Consider the following 13,660-nt stretch of genomic DNA (forward strand, 5'->3'; position numbering starts at 1 on the left):
GTCCACGTGTGAAATTGTCAGCGCTTGCAAGTAATGCGCGTCTGCAAGTATTGTGAACGCACGCAAAGCGCATCTGCAACAGTCTGGGAAGGTGGACCCTATGCCTCTCGCGCTTCTGGCTCTCGCGATCGGGGCCTTCGGGATCGGAACCACGGAATTCGTGATCATGGGGCTGCTCCCCGAGGTCGCGGGCGACTTCGGCGTCTCCATCCCCACGGCCGGATTTCTGGTCACCGGCTACGCCCTCGGCGTCATGTTCGGCGCCCCCCTCATGACGATTCTGGGCACCCGCATCTCGCGTAAGCGGATGCTGCTGCTCCTGATGGGCCTGTTCATCGTGGGCAACGTGCTCTCCGCGGTGGCGCCCGTCTTCCTCGTCATGGTGATCGGCCGCGTGGTCGCCTCACTCGCCCACGGTGCCTTCTTCGGAATCGGCGCGGTCGTCGCGGCCGAGCTGGTCGCCCCCGAGAAGAAGGCCGGAGCCATCGCCATGATGTTCACCGGCCTGACCGTCGCCAACGTCGTCGGCGTACCCCTGGGCACACTCATCGGCCAGAGCATCGGCTGGCGGGTCACCTTCGTGGTCGTCGCGGCGCTCGGAGTCGTCGGACTGCTCGGCATCGCCAAGCTCGTCCCCGACATGCCCAAGGCCGAAGGCGTCCACCTGCGGCACGAGCTCGCGGCCTTCAAGAACGTCCAGGTCCTGCTGGCGATGGCCATGACGGTGCTCGGCTTCGGCGGAGTCTTCGCCGCCATCACCTACATCGCACCGATGATGACGAACGTCGCCGGTTACGCCGACACGTCGGTGACCTGGCTCCTCGTCCTGTTCGGCCTCGGCATGGTCGCGGGCAACCTGATCGGCGGCAAGTTCGCCGACCGCAAGCTGATGCCGATGCTGTACGTCGCCCTGAGCGGGCTGGCCGTCGTGCTGGCCCTGTTCACGCTGACCGCCCACAACAAGGTCCTGGCGGCGATCTCCATCGCGCTGATCGGCGCCCTCGGTTTCGCCACGGTGCCGCCGCTGCAGAAGCGGGTCCTCGACCACGCCCACGGCGCCCCCACGCTGGCCTCCGCGGTCAACATCGGCGCCTTCAACCTCGGCAACGCTCTCTCGGCCTGGCTCGGCGGCCTCGTCATCGCGGCCGGCCTCGGCTACACGGCCCCCAACTGGGTCGGAGCCGTGCTCGCAGCCGCCGCGCTCGTCCTGGCCGTCATGTCCGCGGGCCTCGAGCGCCGGTCCAAGGTCTCGAACCTGGTCGTCGCAAGCGCGGCGCCCGAAGGGACCCGCAAGGCGGAACCCGCTCACAGCTGAGCGTCCCGTAGCACTTCACCTCATCCCCACCCGCAGGGCCGGTGTCGTCCCCGCACCCGTTCCACCGCACACCCCCGCAAGGAGAGACCCCTCATGAGCACCACCACCGCTGTCGCGCCGCTGACCATCCAGGACGCGGAGATCCTCGTGGCCGCCGCCAGCCGTGCAGCCGAGTCCGTCGGAGTGACCGTCAGCGTCACCGTCCTCGACGCCGGCGGACACCTGCTCGCCTTCCGGCGCGACGACCGGGCCGTCCTGATCTCCGGCGAGACCAGCACCCGCAAGGCGTACACCGCCCTCCAGCTGAACGCCCCGACCGCGGACCTCGTCGACCTGGTCAAGCCCGACGGCCCCTTCCACAGCCTGCCCACCGCCCTGGACCGTCCGCTGCTCTTCATCGCGGGCGGCATCCCCGTCCACCGCGACGGCCGCCTCATCGGCGCCATCGGTGTCGGTGGCGGCGCACCGGAGCAGGACCACGGGTTCGCCACGGCAGCCGTGGCAGAGCTCGTCTGACGCTCCACGAGGCGTAAGCGCGCCGGCCTTGCCCATACAAGAGTCCGCCCCGGACACCGTGATCCCACGGTGTCCGGGGCGGACTTCGTCGCATGCGCCGCCCGGTCCCAGGTCAGCCCGCGGCGACCGTGAGAGGCGCGAAACGGCGCGTCCAGTCGCCGGGAAGGTCGGGGGCGCCATGGGTCATCACGGCGTTGAAGGCCAGGGACTCCACCCCTCGTGCCTTGATCCACGCCAGCAGTTCCTCGTGGCGCACGTCGATGTCGGTACGCAGGGGGCGATCCGTACCGGCGGCGAGGGAGGTGACGAGAGCCTTCGCCGTCTCGGTGTCGCGGGCGATCAGCGGGCCGATGACGTGGGTGTCCATGTTGGGCCAGGCGGCCGCGAAGCCGATGAGTTCGCCCCTGTCCTCGGCCACGCGCAACTGGTCGCCAAAGGCCGGGAGGCGGGTCAGGACGTGGGTGCGGTCGGGGCCGAAGACCTCCGCGTCCAGGCGAAGGATGGCCGAGAGATCCTCCGCGGTCGCGGCGCGCGTGGCCACGGACGGTGTCGGTCCGCCGCGGGTGAAGCGTCCCCGCACCATCTCCGCGCGCCCGGTGACCTTGAAGCCCAACCCTTCGTAGAGCGGGCGGCCGTACGGGGTCGCGTGCAGGGTGAGCGGTGTGGTGTCCGCCTGCTCGACCACGTACTGCATGAGGCGGCGGCCGATGCCGCGGCGGGCGTGGCGTTCGGCGACCAGAACCATGCCGATGGCGCTCAGCGTGGGCCGGTTCGGCGGACCGTAGTCGGTCACCACGCAGGCGCTCACCAGGCCCCCGTCGGGGTCGTCGATGCCGTAGCCGGTGCCGGCCGCGAGCAGCAGGCCCCACTTGTGTTCCTCGCGGGGCCAGCCGCGATCCTCGGAGAGGTCGGCGCACGCCGTGAGGTCGCGCGGGGTCAGCCGGCGGATGGGCAGAGCGGAGAGGGGAGGTGTCGACACGCAGGTCAGGCTGTCTGACTCAGCCGGTCCGCGTCCACCGCTTTGCGGGCGGCAAGCCGCTGCTTTCGGCCACGTCGCGTCAGTCCCCATGGCTTGAGTACCGAGATCACCGTCATGAAGAGATAGGCGGTGAGGGAGACGATGGGACCGGCCACCAGGTCGCTCGGATGGGGCAGCGGAGCACCCGTTGCCACCGTTGTGGCCGCGGTGTCGATGCCGGGACGCAGCGCGAAGATCGAAGCGGCGGTGGTGGCGAGCGTGAGCCAGAACTTGGCGTAGACCCAGCGGTGCCGGGCGAGGCCCCACGGGGTGCCCAGTGACAGCAGCAGGCCGCTCAGGAGGGTGAGCAGAGCGAGCGGGATCACCAACCAGTCCGTGAAGACCTTCATTGCGCGGCAGGCGGCCTCGACCATCGGGTCGGAACCCGTGGTGATCGCCGTGACGGCGAGCGCGAGCAGGCCGAGCGTGAGCCCCAGCCAACAAGCGGAGGACGTCACATGGACGACGAGGATGGCCCGGCGGGCGGAACGGCGTAGTTTCACGTGAAACACCGTGCCGGGAGTGGCCCCTCGAGGGCGTCCGACAGAGGGAGTAACCCCGGGTACTAGCCTCGGCGTACATGGCGAGACTGCATCTCTTTGATCTGGACGGAACGCTGCTGCACGGCACGTCGGCGCCCGTGGAAATCTCCCGTCAACTGGGGCTCGAGGCCGAGACCGTGGCCCTGGACCGTGAGATCGGCGCTCAGCGCATCGGTCCGCCGGAGTACGCGCGGCGGGTGCACGCCCTGTGGGCGGGTCTCACGCCCGAGCACGTGACGGCAGCGTTTGAGAGTGCGCCCTGGCTGGCGCGTATCCGGGAGACCTGGGCGGAGATACGGGCGCGCGGCGAGTACTGCGCGGTGGTCTCGCTCTCGCCGTCGTTCTTCGTGGAGCGGCTGACGGGGTGGGGCGCCCATGCGGCGTACGGGTCCCGCTTCCCCGCGGTGCCCTTCACCGAGCCCGTCGACCCCGCGGGCGTTCTCAGCGCCGCGGCGAAGGTGAAGATCACGGACCGGCTCTGTGAAGAGTTCGGGGTGTCCCGGGCCGATTGCCTTGCCTACGGCGACTCGTTCTCCGATGTGGAGCTGTTCGGCGCCGTGCCGGTATCGGTCGCGATCAATGCGGATCAGCACGTCGCGGCTCTGGCGACTCACTCGTATGCCGGCCGCGATCTGTGGGAGGCGTACGAATTGGTGCGGCACGCCCGCTAATTGAGGGATTGCAGGGGCATATCGCCTGTCGAATTCCTTGGTGGGCAAGGGGGACTTGTGCGTTTGGCGGGTGCCGGTAGGGTCGACTCCGGTTCACGGCAGGCGCGCTCAGCGCATCCCGGGCCATGCACGCAGGCCAAGACAGCCTAACGGGACGGAGAGATCGAAGACCTGCTATTTCCGCTATGCGGCTTGCGTGGTCACGCCGGATGGCACGCTGCGGGGAGGAACTGCGGGCAATGTCACATTCCTCCCTTACTTGTCCGTAGCGGACCGGAATGCGGGTTCACTTGGGCCGCCGCATTCTGCCGCGGCAGAACGGGGAAAGAGCGACTTCCGATCGCGGAAGTACGCAGACCGACCGAAAGATGTTCGAGGCGAGGCACAGCATGGACGCTCCGACCACTACGTCGGCCGACTCCGGGTCCGGCGGCGGGGGCGGTTGGTTCACGCCGCGCAAGGCGCCGCCCGCCGGCGCGAGCACGGACCAGGAGACGCCGTCAGAGGGGCGCAAGGTCACGCCGATACGGCCCGTGGGCCGACCCGGGCCAATATCGGACGACCACGCGGAGACGGTGCCCGCGCAGAGCGCCGCCCCAGCCGCGGAAGCCACACCCTCCCCTCAGTACGCGTCAGCCGCTGGCACGCCCCCGCAGCAGCCCGGCCCGCACGCGACCGCGCGCCCCCACGCCGCCCAGCACGGGCAGGGGTCGAGCCCCGCGCACCCGCCGCACTCCGCGCCCCCGGCACAGGCACCAACTGCGCCCAGGGCAGAGACCACCCCCCGCCCCGCTCCCGCGCCCGAGGCCTCCCCCGACGCGCGGCTCATCCGCCGCACGCTGGAGGAAGTCGGCCCCGACGCCGACAAGGTCACCTCGTACTTCTACGCGCTGCTCTTCGTGCGCCACCCCGAACTGCGGCCACTGTTCCCCGCCTCGATGGACACCCAGCGCGACCGGCTCCTCAAGGCGCTGCTGACGGCGGCCGAGCACGCCGACAACAAGAGCGTCCTCGTCCCGTACCTGAAGAACCTGGGCCGCGGACACCGCAAGTACGGCACGCAGCCCGAGCACTACCCCGCGGTCGGCGAGTGCCTGATCGGCGCGCTGACCCGATACGCGACGACGACGTGGGACCAGGAGACGGAGGCGGCCTGGGTGCGCACGTACACGACGATCTCCCAGGTCATGATCGACGCGTCGGCGGCGGACGAACTGCGCGCGCCCGCGTGGTGGTACGGCGAGGTGGTCTCGCACGATCTGAGGACCTCGGACATCGCCGTGGTCACGGTCCGGCCCGACCAGCCGTACCCGTTCCTCGCCGGGCAGTACACGAGCCTGGAGACGCCGTGGTGGCCGCGGATCTGGCGGCACTACTCCTTCGCCTCGGCGCCCCGTTCCGACGGGCTGCTCTCGTTCCACGTGAAGGCCGTCCCGGCGGGGTGGGTCTCCAACGCGCTCGTGCACCGCGCCCGCCCGGGCGATGTGATCCGCCTCGGCCCGCCCTCCGGTTCGATGACGGTGGACCACAGCTCCGACAGCGGGCTGCTCTGTCTCGGCGGAGGCACCGGCATCGCGCCCATCAAGGCCCTCGTCGAGGACGTCGCGGAGCACGGCCAGCGGCGCCCGGTCGAGGTGTTCTACGGGGCTCGCACCGACCACGACCTGTACGACATCGACACGATGCTGCGGCTCCAGCAGACCCACCCCTGGCTGGCGGTCCGCCCGATCGTCGATCAGCAGGCCCATCTGCAACTGCCCGACGCGGTGCGCGAGTACGGCCCCTGGAACGAGTACGACGCCTATCTGTCGGGTCCGCCCGGCATGATCCGCAACGGGGTGGACGCCCTGCGGGACATCGGGATCCCGGTGGACCGGATCCGCCACGACTCCGTGGAGGAACTCGTCGCGACCGGCAACTGAGGCCGGGCCTGAACAAGGCCGACCTCGCCCCGTCAGCCCAGGTCAGGCGCGTGCATCGCCCGTACGCCCTCGATGTTGCCGTCGAGATAGTGCCGCAGGGACAGTGGGACGAGATGGACCGAGGCGATGCCGACGCGGGTGAACGGCACCCGCACGATCTCGTACTCGCCGCACGGCTCCTCGATCTCGGGGCCGTGCCGCTGGCTGAGGTCCATGGACTCGAGGCGGCAGACGAAGAAGTGCTGGACCTTCACGCCGGTGGCGCCGCCGTCCTCGCCGATGTGCTCGACGGTGTCCACGAAGCAGGGCACCACATCGAGGATCTTGGCGCCGAGCTCCTCGTGCACCTCGCGGTGCAGGGCGTCGACGACGGTCTCGTCCTCGGGTTCGACCCCGCCGCCTGGGGTCAGCCAGTACGGATCCATGCCGGGCTTGGTCCGCTTGATCAGGATCAGGTCGTTGCCGTCGAGCAGCACGGCACGTGCGGTGCGCTTGACCACGGGTCGGACGGTCATGGGAGAAATGTGGCCCCGCCGGTTCCACGTGAAACATTCCGTACCGACCTGGCCTCAGGACAGCGCCAATTGATCAGCGCTAGTTGATCACCAAGGATTGATCACCACGGATTAATCGCCACCGACTGATCACCACGAACTGATCAGCACCAATCGACGGCGGCGCGCAGCAGCCACTCGTGCGACCGCGCGATGTGCGGCATGGCCAGCGTGCCCGTACGCACGACGAGGAAGTACGTCCGCAGCGGAGGCACCGGGGGATCGAGCAGCGCTACGACCTCGCCACGCTCGAGAGCCGGCGCGCAGAGGTAGCGCGGGAGCACCGAGAGCCCGGCACCGGCGATGGTGCAGGCGAGCACCGCGCGTAGATCAGGAACGATGACCGTGCCCGAGGTGGCAGGGCGTGAGTCGAAGACGGCGGCCCAGTAGCGGGCGACGAACGGCAGCGACTCGTGCGCCTCGACCAGCGGCAGGTCCTCCAGCGCGGCCGCGCCGTTACGGCGCAAGGTGCCGGGCCCTATGCGGGCGGCCCACCGGGGTGAGGCGAGGAGGACGTGCTCCTCGTCGCAGAGCGGAGTCGCGGTGAGCAGGGCGCCGCGCGGGCGGGCCGTCGTGATGGCCAGATCATGATGTCCGGCGCCAAGACCCTCCAGGACTTCCTCGGCGTTGCCGAAGGAGGCGCGCAGGGCGAAGCTCTGGCCGTCGTCACGGGTGAGCGCGGTGAGGGCGGGCAGCGCGCGCTCGGCGGTGAACTCCGGAGGCCCCGCGAGGTGCAGCGTGCGTACCGGCGACTCCTCGTCGATGCCGGTCTCGGTGATCTCCACGAGGGCGTCGAGGTGCGGAGCGGCCTTGTGGGCGAGTTCGTCACCGATGGAGGTGGGGGTCACGCCACGCGCCTGGCGAAGGAACAGGGGGCGGCCCAATTGCCGCTCCAGGGTGCGGATCTGGGATGTCACCGCGGGCTGCGAAAGGCCTAGGAGCGCGGCGGCCCGCGTGAAGGAGCCTGCCCGGTGCACGGTCACGAAGGTGCGCAGCAGGGCGAGATCCATGGCGGTGTCCTCCCCTCTCGGCCCTCGGGTCGGCCCCAACTATAAATATGTCGATAGGTCTCTGTCGCTACGGTGATTGGACACTGACACAGAGTCAACTAGCCTTATGCGCGCGGTTCTTGGCGCGCAGGAACCGGGGACGGTCCGAGCCACGAGGGGGGAGGCTCGGGCCGTCCGTTGTGCGTAGTCGGTTACTGGGCCGAGGCCACGGCGGGCGCGAAGTGGCCCGCGAGAGGCCCTAGACGGCCGCCTCGTCGAGCGCGCGCAGCACATCGGCCACCAGGTCGTCCGGATCCTCGGCGCCGGCGGAGAAGCGGATGAAGCCCTCCGGGACGTCGTCCCCGCCCCATCGGCGACGGCGCTCGGCGGTGGACCGCACGCCGCCGAAGCTCGTCGCGTCGTCCACGAGCGTCAGGGCCTCCATGAACCGCTCGGCACGCGCGCGTGTGGGCAGCGTGAAGGAGACCACGCACCCGAAGCGCCGCATCTGCTGCGCTGCGATCTTGTGCGAGGGGTCGTCGGGCAGACCCGGATAGCGCAGGCCCTCGATGTCGTCGCGGTCGCGCAGGGCGAGAGCGAGCGCGAGCGCGTTGGCGTTCTGCCGCTCCGCCCTCAACTGGAGTGTGGCGAGCGAGCGATGGGCGAGCCAGGCCTCCATCGGGCCGGGGATCGCGCCGACGATCTTGCGCCAGCCCCGCACCGAGGCGGTCAGCTCGGCGTCGCGGCAGGTCACGTAGCCGAGCAGGATGTCGCCGTGGCCGGTGAGCTGCTTGGTGCCGCTGGCCACGGAGAAGTCGGCGCCGAGCTCCAGGGGGCGCTGGCCGAGCGGCGTGGCGAGCGTGTTGTCGACCGCTACCAGGGCGCCACGCGTGTGTGCCGCCTCGGCGAGCCGCCGCACGTCGCACACGTCGAGGCCGGGGTTCGACGGAGTCTCGATCCACAGGAGCTTCGCGCCGTCCAGCACGTCGAGCTGGGCGTCGCCGCCGGTGGGGGCGGTGCGGACCTCGATGCCGAACGCCGTGAGCTGCTCGCGGACGAGCGGGAACACCTGGTAGCCGTCGCTCGGCAGAACGACCACGTCGCCGGCCTTGAGCTGAGAGAACAGCACAGCCGAGATGGCGGCCATCCCGGAGGCGAAGACGAGGGTGTCGACGTCCTCCTGGCCGGGCGCCTCGAGCTCGCCGATGGCCCGCTCCAGGTGGGTCCACGTCGGGTTGTCGTCGCGGCCGTACGTGTAGGGCCCCGAGACATCACCCGGCAGGTGGAAGTGTGCGGCGAAGACAGGCCCTGGCAGCGTCGGTTCGTTCTTCAAGGCCTCGGGCAGCCCCGCCCTCACTGCCCTCGTGCCGTCCCCGATCTGCGCCGATTGCGTCATGCCGCCCGTCCTTCCAGTGCTGCGCGTACCGCGTCGAGCAGACCGTCGCTCGCCGCCTCCACCATTCTCAGGCACTCCTCGAAGCCATCGATGCCGCCGTAGTACGGGTCCGGTACGTCCAGGTCTGTCCCTGGCGAGGGGTCGTACGAACGCAGCAGGCGGACTTTTTCGGCGTCCCCGGGGGTCGGTGCCAGGCGGCGCAGGGTGCGCAGATGCCCGGCGTCCAGGGTGATCACCAGGTCGAGCCGGGAGAACCACGAGGCGCTGAACTGCCGGGCCCTATGGCCGCTTTCGTAGCCGCCGGCCGCCAGCACGGAGACGGTGCGGTGGTCGGCACCGTCCCCCTCGTGCCAGCCGTCGGTGCCCGCGCTGTCCACCTCCACGAGGCCGTCGAGACCGGCCTCGTGGATGCGCGCGCGGAAGACCGACTCGGCCATGGGCGAGCGGCAGATGTTGCCGGTGCAGACGAAGCACACGCGGAAGGGCATGGGCGGGGCTCAGTCCTTGTCGTCGGGCAGGACGACGTTCAGCGCCCAGGAGACAACCGAGATGATCAGGCCACCGAGGACGGCGGTCCAGAACCCCTCGACGTGGAAGCTCAGGTCGAACTGGTCGGCCAGCCACGAGGTCAGCAGCAGCATCAAGGCGTTGACCACGAGCGTGATCAGGCCGAGCGTCAGGATGAAGAGCGGGAAGGTGAGGACCTTCACTATTGGCTTGACCAGGAAGTTCACCAGGCCGAAGAGCAGCGCCACGATGATCAGCGTGCCGACCTTCTTGCCGGTGCTGTCACCCGTCAGCGTGATTTTGTCGAGCAGCCACACCGCGACGGCCAGGGCCCCGGCGTTGGCGATCGTCTTGACTACAAAATTCTTCATGTGTCTGATCGTGGCAGACGAGACCGGATCATGAGAGTGGCCCAGCGAGGCCATTCACGGGCAAGGGGCGGACAAGAGGGATGAAGGCATTCCGGCTGGACGAACTGGAAGCGGAACGTGCCGCGAACGACGGCGCGTATCTGCAGTTCCTGCGTGAGCGGAACATGTCGGTCGGGCTCTACGCCCTCGATGCGGGGGACCAGGACCCGCAGCAGCCCCATCAGCAGGACGAGGTCTACCTCGTCGTCAGCGGTCGTGGCTCGATCACCGTCGGCATGGAGACGACCCAGGTGGCGCGCGGCAGCGTCGTGTACGTGCCGGCCGGGGTGGCCCACAAGTTCCATCACATCAGCGAGGACCTGCGGGTTCTGGTGGTGTTCTCTCCGCCTGAGAGCTGACGGCGGATCTCGGGGTTCCCTAGGGGGTCGCTCAGGGGACGACAAGGGGTCCGCGGCCCCCACGGAGCGCCTCGGCGTGCCAGCATCGAATGCAGAAGCCGTATCGAAGCGGTACGGCTCGGGAGAGAGGTAAGGACGATGGCAGTGCGAGAGATCTTCGCGGGCATGCCGTGGTGGGTTAAGTGGGTCGCGGTGCCGGTCATCGCCCTGGTCGTCTTCGGCGGGCTGATAGCCAGCGTCGTGGGTTTCGTGATCGGTCTGCTCTTCAAGGTGCTGGTCTTCGTGGCCCTGGTCGGTGGACTCATCTACGTCGTACGGAAGTTCATCATGGGCTCGTCCTCGCGCAGCGACTGGTAGCACCGGGCAACGGTTCGCTCGCGCGGGGGAAGTTTCCCCGCGCGGCCCTCTCGAAGTGGTGGCCAGGGCTAGAGTCCGGAACTCGACGGCCGCACCCCCGTGATTCCCGAGAAGCGGGGGGACCCCACGCGCTTCGGGAGTGAACCTTGGCCACGGCTGAACCGCTTTCCGCCGCCCCGTTGTCTGCCGACATCACGTCCCCCGACACCATGTCTGCCGACGCCATGTCCGCACACGCGGTGGCCCCACCCCACGGCTGTCGCACGCATACCTACGACGACGCCCAGGCCGAGGCTCACCCCGAGAGCCCGGCCGGCGCCCCGCCCACCCTCATCGGTTCCGTCCAGCGCGCGATGCGCCTTCTCGAGGCCGTCGCGTCGCACGTAGAGGGAGCGCCGGCCAAGCAGCTCGCCCGGGAGGCCGGCCTCGCGCTTCCCACGGCGTACCACCTGCTGCGCACGCTCGCCCACGAGGGCTATCTCCGCAAGGAGAAGGGCCTCTTCGTCCTGGGGGCGGCGGCCGAGCGGCTGAGTAACAGCGGAGCGCAGCAGAATCGTCGCGGCATGATCACCGACGCCCTGCAGCACTGGCGCGACGCCATCGGCGTCCCGGTGTACTTCTCGGTCTACCGCGAGGGCGAGATCGAAGTCGTGGCCGTCGCCGACACGCCCGGGAATCCCGCGGTCGCCGAATGGGCCGACTTCCGCGAGACGGGGCACGCCCACGCGATCGGCCAGTGCCTCCTCGCCCAGCTCGACGACGAGAGCCGACGCGATCACCTCGACCGCTATCCCGCGTATTCGATCACCCCGTACACGGTGCGCGACGACCGCGCGCTGCTGCGGCGGCTGAACGGGCAGGGGCGGATGCAGCCGGTCGTGGAGCGTCAGGAGTACGCGTTGGGCACGGTCTGCGCCGCGTTTCCCATCACCGTCGGGTCCACCGCGGCGACGATGGCGGTCTCCCTCCCGTCTCATCAGGCCGGTCGTCTGCTGTCCGCGGCCCGGCAGTTGCAGAACGAAGTCGGGAAACTCGTGGGGACACTCGCCTTCTCTATCAGCATCTGAAAACTCACTCCTTGTGATCCCGCATGTACGTTAAGCAAGATGCGAAGGGTGCCGGGAAGGCTATTCCCGGCCGATCGACGGCAAATTGACGGGGTAGGCGATGCGCGAGTCGGTACAGGCAGTACAAGCAGAGGTCATGATGAGCTTCCTCGTCTCCGAGGAACTCTCGTTCCGCATCCCGGTGGAGTTGCGGTATGCCGCCGCTGATCCCTACGCCGTGCGGCTGACCTTCCACCTCCCCGGGGACGCCCCGGTGACCTGGGCCTTCGGTAGAGAGCTCCTGGTGGACGGGGTGGCCGGTCCCTGCGGCGACGGCGATGTGCGCATCGAGCCGGTGGAACTGGCGGGCAGCCCGGGCGAGATGCCGGGCGAGGTGCACATCCGGCTCCAAGTGGGTGGTGACCAGGCGCTGTTCCGGGCGGGCGTCGCTCCCCTCGTCGCCTTCCTCGACCGCACCGACAAGCTCGTCCCGCTCGGCCAGGAGCGGGCACTCGCCGACTTCGAGACGCATCTCGACGAGGCACTCGACCGGATTCTCGCCGAGGAGCAGAGCGCGGGCTGACGGGCTCCAGGAGTCCGCGGACGATCAACTGATGTAACGCTTCAGCAGACCGGCGCCCTCGGGGTGCCCTCGCAGGGGTTCAGCGCTTCCGACGCCGGCCCCTTCCTCCGCGTGCCGGACCGGCCGCGGCAGCGGACGGGGATCCCGGTCGGTCGGCGGAGACCACCAGAGCCGCGAGCGCGGTCGTCACCGGCACCGAGGCGACCAGCCCGATCGAGCCCACCAGAGTCCGCACGATCTCCACGGCCACCAGTTCACTGTTGGCCACGGTGCCCACACTGCTCTGCGCGATAGAGAAGAGCAGCAACAGCGGCAGTGCCGCGCCCGCGTACGCCAGCACAAGCGTGTTGACCACGGACGCGATGTGGTCGCGGCCGATCCGGATGCCCGCGCGGTACAGACCGCGCCGCCCCATCGTCGGGTCCGCCTGATGCAGCTCCCACACCGCCGACGTCTGCGTGACCGTCACATCGTCGAGCACACCGAGCGAACCGATGATGACGCCGGCGAGCAGCAGACCACTCATGTCGATGGACGGGTAAAGACCGTGGATCAGGCCCGTGTTGTCGTCCGTGTTGCCGGTCAGCGCCGCCCAGCCGATGAACAGCGAGCCGAGCAGACCGATCAGGACCAGCGACACCAGCGTGCCGAGCACCGCGACCGACGTCCGGGCCGTCAGACCGTGACACAGGTAGAGCGCGATCAGCATGATGGCGCTCGCCCCGACCACCGCCACCACCAGCGGATTCGAGCCCTGAAGGATCGCGGGCAGGATGAAGAAGGTCAGCACCATGAAGCTGATCGCCAGCGCGACGAGCGCCATGACGCCCCGCAGCCGGCCCACGACGACCACGGCCAGCGCGAAGATCCCGGCCAGCAGTGCCATCGGGAGCCTGCGGTTCACATCGGTGACGGAGTACTGAAGTTCCTTGGGCGCGTCGGGCGCGTAGGCCACGATCACCTTCTGGCCCTCGTGCAACTGCCGTGGTGAGTCCGGCTGCACGATCTCCGTGAACGTACGGCCGGTGTCCTTGCCGCTGTCGACGCGGACGGTTGCCTTCTCGCATGTGCCCTTCGCCTGCTGCTCGGCGGACTGGCCCTCGGCGGTGGATGTATCGCCGGTGGGGGTCTCGCCCGAGGCGTTCACGGACTTGCAGTCGACCTTGTCGACGCGAGTGACGGTGCCCTGCTGGGTCTGCCGGTCGAAGCCGACGCCCGTACGGGCATGGGAGGGGGCGCCGCCGGGCCAGAGCACCACGAGGCCGACGACGACCGCCACGGAGAACGGGATGAGCACCGCGGCGATGACCTTGCGCAGATGCTTGGAAACAGGCGCGGCAGGGCCGTGACTGTGGGAGTGCCCGTGCCCTCCGCCCCCCTGGTCATGGGGCGGATGCGGCGGCGGGGGCGGGGGCTGCTGCGTGCTGGTCACCGCCCGATCATCGCAAGAACGGCAGGGGCCCTCTGTTCAGCAC

Annotated in this window: 16 protein-coding genes; 8 read left to right on the forward strand and 8 right to left on the reverse strand. The window is 69.4% G+C overall.

Going from position 1 to position 13,660, the window contains the following annotated elements; genetic code table 11:
* The first annotated feature begins 100 nt into the window (after positions 1–100).
* Positions 101–1,315: an MFS transporter gene (locus tag OHA58_RS17940; RefSeq protein ID WP_405479858.1), complete on the forward strand. Its 1,215-nt coding sequence runs from the start codon at positions 101–103 to the stop codon at positions 1,313–1,315.
* Positions 1,316–1,408: 93 nt separating this feature from the next.
* Positions 1,409–1,831 carry a heme-binding protein gene (locus OHA58_RS17945; protein WP_405479860.1) on the forward strand — a complete coding sequence of 141 codons (423 nt, stop codon included), beginning with the start codon at positions 1,409–1,411 and terminating at the stop codon, positions 1,829–1,831.
* A 112-nt stretch (positions 1,832–1,943) separates the two neighbouring features.
* On the opposite strand, the gene OHA58_RS17950 is transcribed toward OHA58_RS17945, so the two are convergent.
* Positions 1,944–2,810 (reverse strand): GNAT family N-acetyltransferase, encoded by an 867-nt coding sequence (locus OHA58_RS17950; protein ID WP_405479862.1) that lies wholly within the window; start codon positions 2,808–2,810, stop codon positions 1,944–1,946.
* Positions 2,811–2,815: 5 nt separating this feature from the next.
* Positions 2,816–3,352: a DUF2269 family protein gene (locus OHA58_RS17955; protein WP_405479864.1), complete on the reverse strand. Its 537-nt coding sequence runs from the start codon at positions 3,350–3,352 to the stop codon at positions 2,816–2,818.
* Between the two features lie 77 nt (positions 3,353–3,429).
* Between OHA58_RS17955 and OHA58_RS17960 the strand changes: the two genes are divergently transcribed.
* Positions 3,430–4,062 carry an HAD family hydrolase gene (locus tag OHA58_RS17960; protein ID WP_405479866.1) on the forward strand — a complete coding sequence of 211 codons (633 nt, stop codon included), beginning with the start codon at positions 3,430–3,432 and terminating at the stop codon, positions 4,060–4,062.
* Between the two features lie 389 nt (positions 4,063–4,451).
* Positions 4,452–5,984 (forward strand): globin domain-containing protein, encoded by a 1,533-nt coding sequence (locus OHA58_RS17965; protein ID WP_405479868.1) that lies wholly within the window; start codon positions 4,452–4,454, stop codon positions 5,982–5,984.
* A gap of 32 nt (positions 5,985–6,016) precedes the next feature.
* Here OHA58_RS17965 and OHA58_RS17970 read toward each other — a convergent pair whose 3' ends face one another.
* The 5 genes from OHA58_RS17970 to OHA58_RS17990 all read right to left on the reverse strand — a co-directional run bounded on the left by OHA58_RS17970 (position 6,017) and on the right by OHA58_RS17990 (position 9,801).
* Positions 6,017–6,499: an NUDIX domain-containing protein gene (locus tag OHA58_RS17970; protein ID WP_116512109.1), complete on the reverse strand. Its 483-nt coding sequence runs from the start codon at positions 6,497–6,499 to the stop codon at positions 6,017–6,019.
* 143 nt (positions 6,500–6,642) lie between these two features.
* A complete protein-coding gene (locus OHA58_RS17975; RefSeq protein ID WP_227296002.1) occupies positions 6,643–7,548 on the reverse strand; it encodes a LysR family transcriptional regulator in 906 nt (301 codons plus the stop codon).
* A gap of 238 nt (positions 7,549–7,786) precedes the next feature.
* On the reverse strand, positions 7,787–8,923 hold the full coding sequence (locus tag OHA58_RS17980) for a cystathionine gamma-lyase (protein WP_405479871.1): 1,137 nt from the start codon (positions 8,921–8,923) through the stop codon (positions 7,787–7,789).
* Entirely contained in the window at positions 8,920–9,411 is a 492-nt protein-coding gene (locus tag OHA58_RS17985) for a low molecular weight protein-tyrosine-phosphatase (protein WP_405479873.1), read from the reverse strand. The genes OHA58_RS17980 and OHA58_RS17985 overlap by 4 nt, the downstream gene beginning before the upstream one ends.
* A 9-nt stretch (positions 9,412–9,420) precedes the next feature.
* A complete protein-coding gene (locus OHA58_RS17990; RefSeq protein ID WP_405479875.1) occupies positions 9,421–9,801 on the reverse strand; it encodes a phage holin family protein in 381 nt (126 codons plus the stop codon).
* A gap of 80 nt (positions 9,802–9,881) precedes the next feature.
* On the opposite strand from OHA58_RS17990, the gene OHA58_RS17995 reads away from it, so the two are divergent.
* The 4 genes from OHA58_RS17995 to OHA58_RS18010 all read left to right on the forward strand — a co-directional run bounded on the left by OHA58_RS17995 (position 9,882) and on the right by OHA58_RS18010 (position 12,185).
* Entirely contained in the window at positions 9,882–10,199 is a 318-nt protein-coding gene (locus OHA58_RS17995) for a cupin domain-containing protein (protein ID WP_100597187.1), read from the forward strand.
* A 144-nt stretch (positions 10,200–10,343) separates the two neighbouring features.
* Entirely contained in the window at positions 10,344–10,556 is a 213-nt protein-coding gene (locus OHA58_RS18000; RefSeq protein WP_405485015.1) for a DUF5326 family protein, read from the forward strand.
* A 353-nt stretch (positions 10,557–10,909) separates the two neighbouring features.
* On the forward strand, positions 10,910–11,623 hold the full coding sequence (locus OHA58_RS18005) for an IclR family transcriptional regulator (protein ID WP_405485017.1): 714 nt from the start codon (positions 10,910–10,912) through the stop codon (positions 11,621–11,623).
* A gap of 100 nt (positions 11,624–11,723) precedes the next feature.
* A complete protein-coding gene (locus OHA58_RS18010; protein ID WP_389480918.1) occupies positions 11,724–12,185 on the forward strand; it encodes an SsgA family sporulation/cell division regulator in 462 nt (153 codons plus the stop codon).
* A 79-nt stretch (positions 12,186–12,264) separates the two neighbouring features.
* Here OHA58_RS18010 and OHA58_RS18015 read toward each other — a convergent pair whose 3' ends face one another.
* Positions 12,265–13,617 (reverse strand): YibE/F family protein, encoded by a 1,353-nt coding sequence (locus OHA58_RS18015; protein ID WP_405479877.1) that lies wholly within the window; start codon positions 13,615–13,617, stop codon positions 12,265–12,267.
* Between the last annotated feature and the right edge of the window lie 43 nt (positions 13,618–13,660).

Source organism: Streptomyces sp. NBC_00009, assembly GCF_045040855.1.
Taxonomy (GTDB): domain Bacteria; phylum Actinomycetota; class Actinomycetes; order Streptomycetales; family Streptomycetaceae; genus Streptomyces; species Streptomyces aureus.

Bases quoted from the DNA above. Each gene is read 5' to 3' on its own strand.
- OHA58_RS17985 (WP_405479873.1), bottom strand. From the start codon at position 9,411: ATGCCCTTCCGCGTGTGCTTCGTCTGCACCGGCAACATCTGCCGCTCG.
- OHA58_RS18005 (WP_405485017.1), top strand. From the start codon at position 10,910: ATGCGCCTTCTCGAGGCCGTCGCGTCGCACGTAGAGGGAGCGCCGGCC.
- OHA58_RS17975 (WP_227296002.1), bottom strand. From the start codon at position 7,548: ATGGATCTCGCCCTGCTGCGCACCTTCGTGACCGTGCACCGGGCAGGC.
- OHA58_RS17960 (WP_405479866.1), top strand. From the start codon at position 3,430: ATGGCGAGACTGCATCTCTTTGATCTGGACGGAACGCTGCTGCACGGC.
- OHA58_RS17995 (WP_100597187.1), top strand. From the start codon at position 9,882: ATGAAGGCATTCCGGCTGGACGAACTGGAAGCGGAACGTGCCGCGAAC.
- OHA58_RS17945 (WP_405479860.1), top strand. From the start codon at position 1,409: ATGAGCACCACCACCGCTGTCGCGCCGCTGACCATCCAGGACGCGGAG.
- OHA58_RS17980 (WP_405479871.1), bottom strand. From the start codon at position 8,923: ATGACGCAATCGGCGCAGATCGGGGACGGCACGAGGGCAGTGAGGGCG.
- OHA58_RS17990 (WP_405479875.1), bottom strand. From the start codon at position 9,801: ATGAAGAATTTTGTAGTCAAGACGATCGCCAACGCCGGGGCCCTGGCC.
- OHA58_RS17940 (WP_405479858.1), top strand. From the start codon at position 101: ATGCCTCTCGCGCTTCTGGCTCTCGCGATCGGGGCCTTCGGGATCGGA.
- OHA58_RS18010 (WP_389480918.1), top strand. From the start codon at position 11,724: ATGCGCGAGTCGGTACAGGCAGTACAAGCAGAGGTCATGATGAGCTTC.
- OHA58_RS17970 (WP_116512109.1), bottom strand. From the start codon at position 6,499: ATGACCGTCCGACCCGTGGTCAAGCGCACCGCACGTGCCGTGCTGCTC.
- OHA58_RS17965 (WP_405479868.1), top strand. From the start codon at position 4,452: ATGGACGCTCCGACCACTACGTCGGCCGACTCCGGGTCCGGCGGCGGG.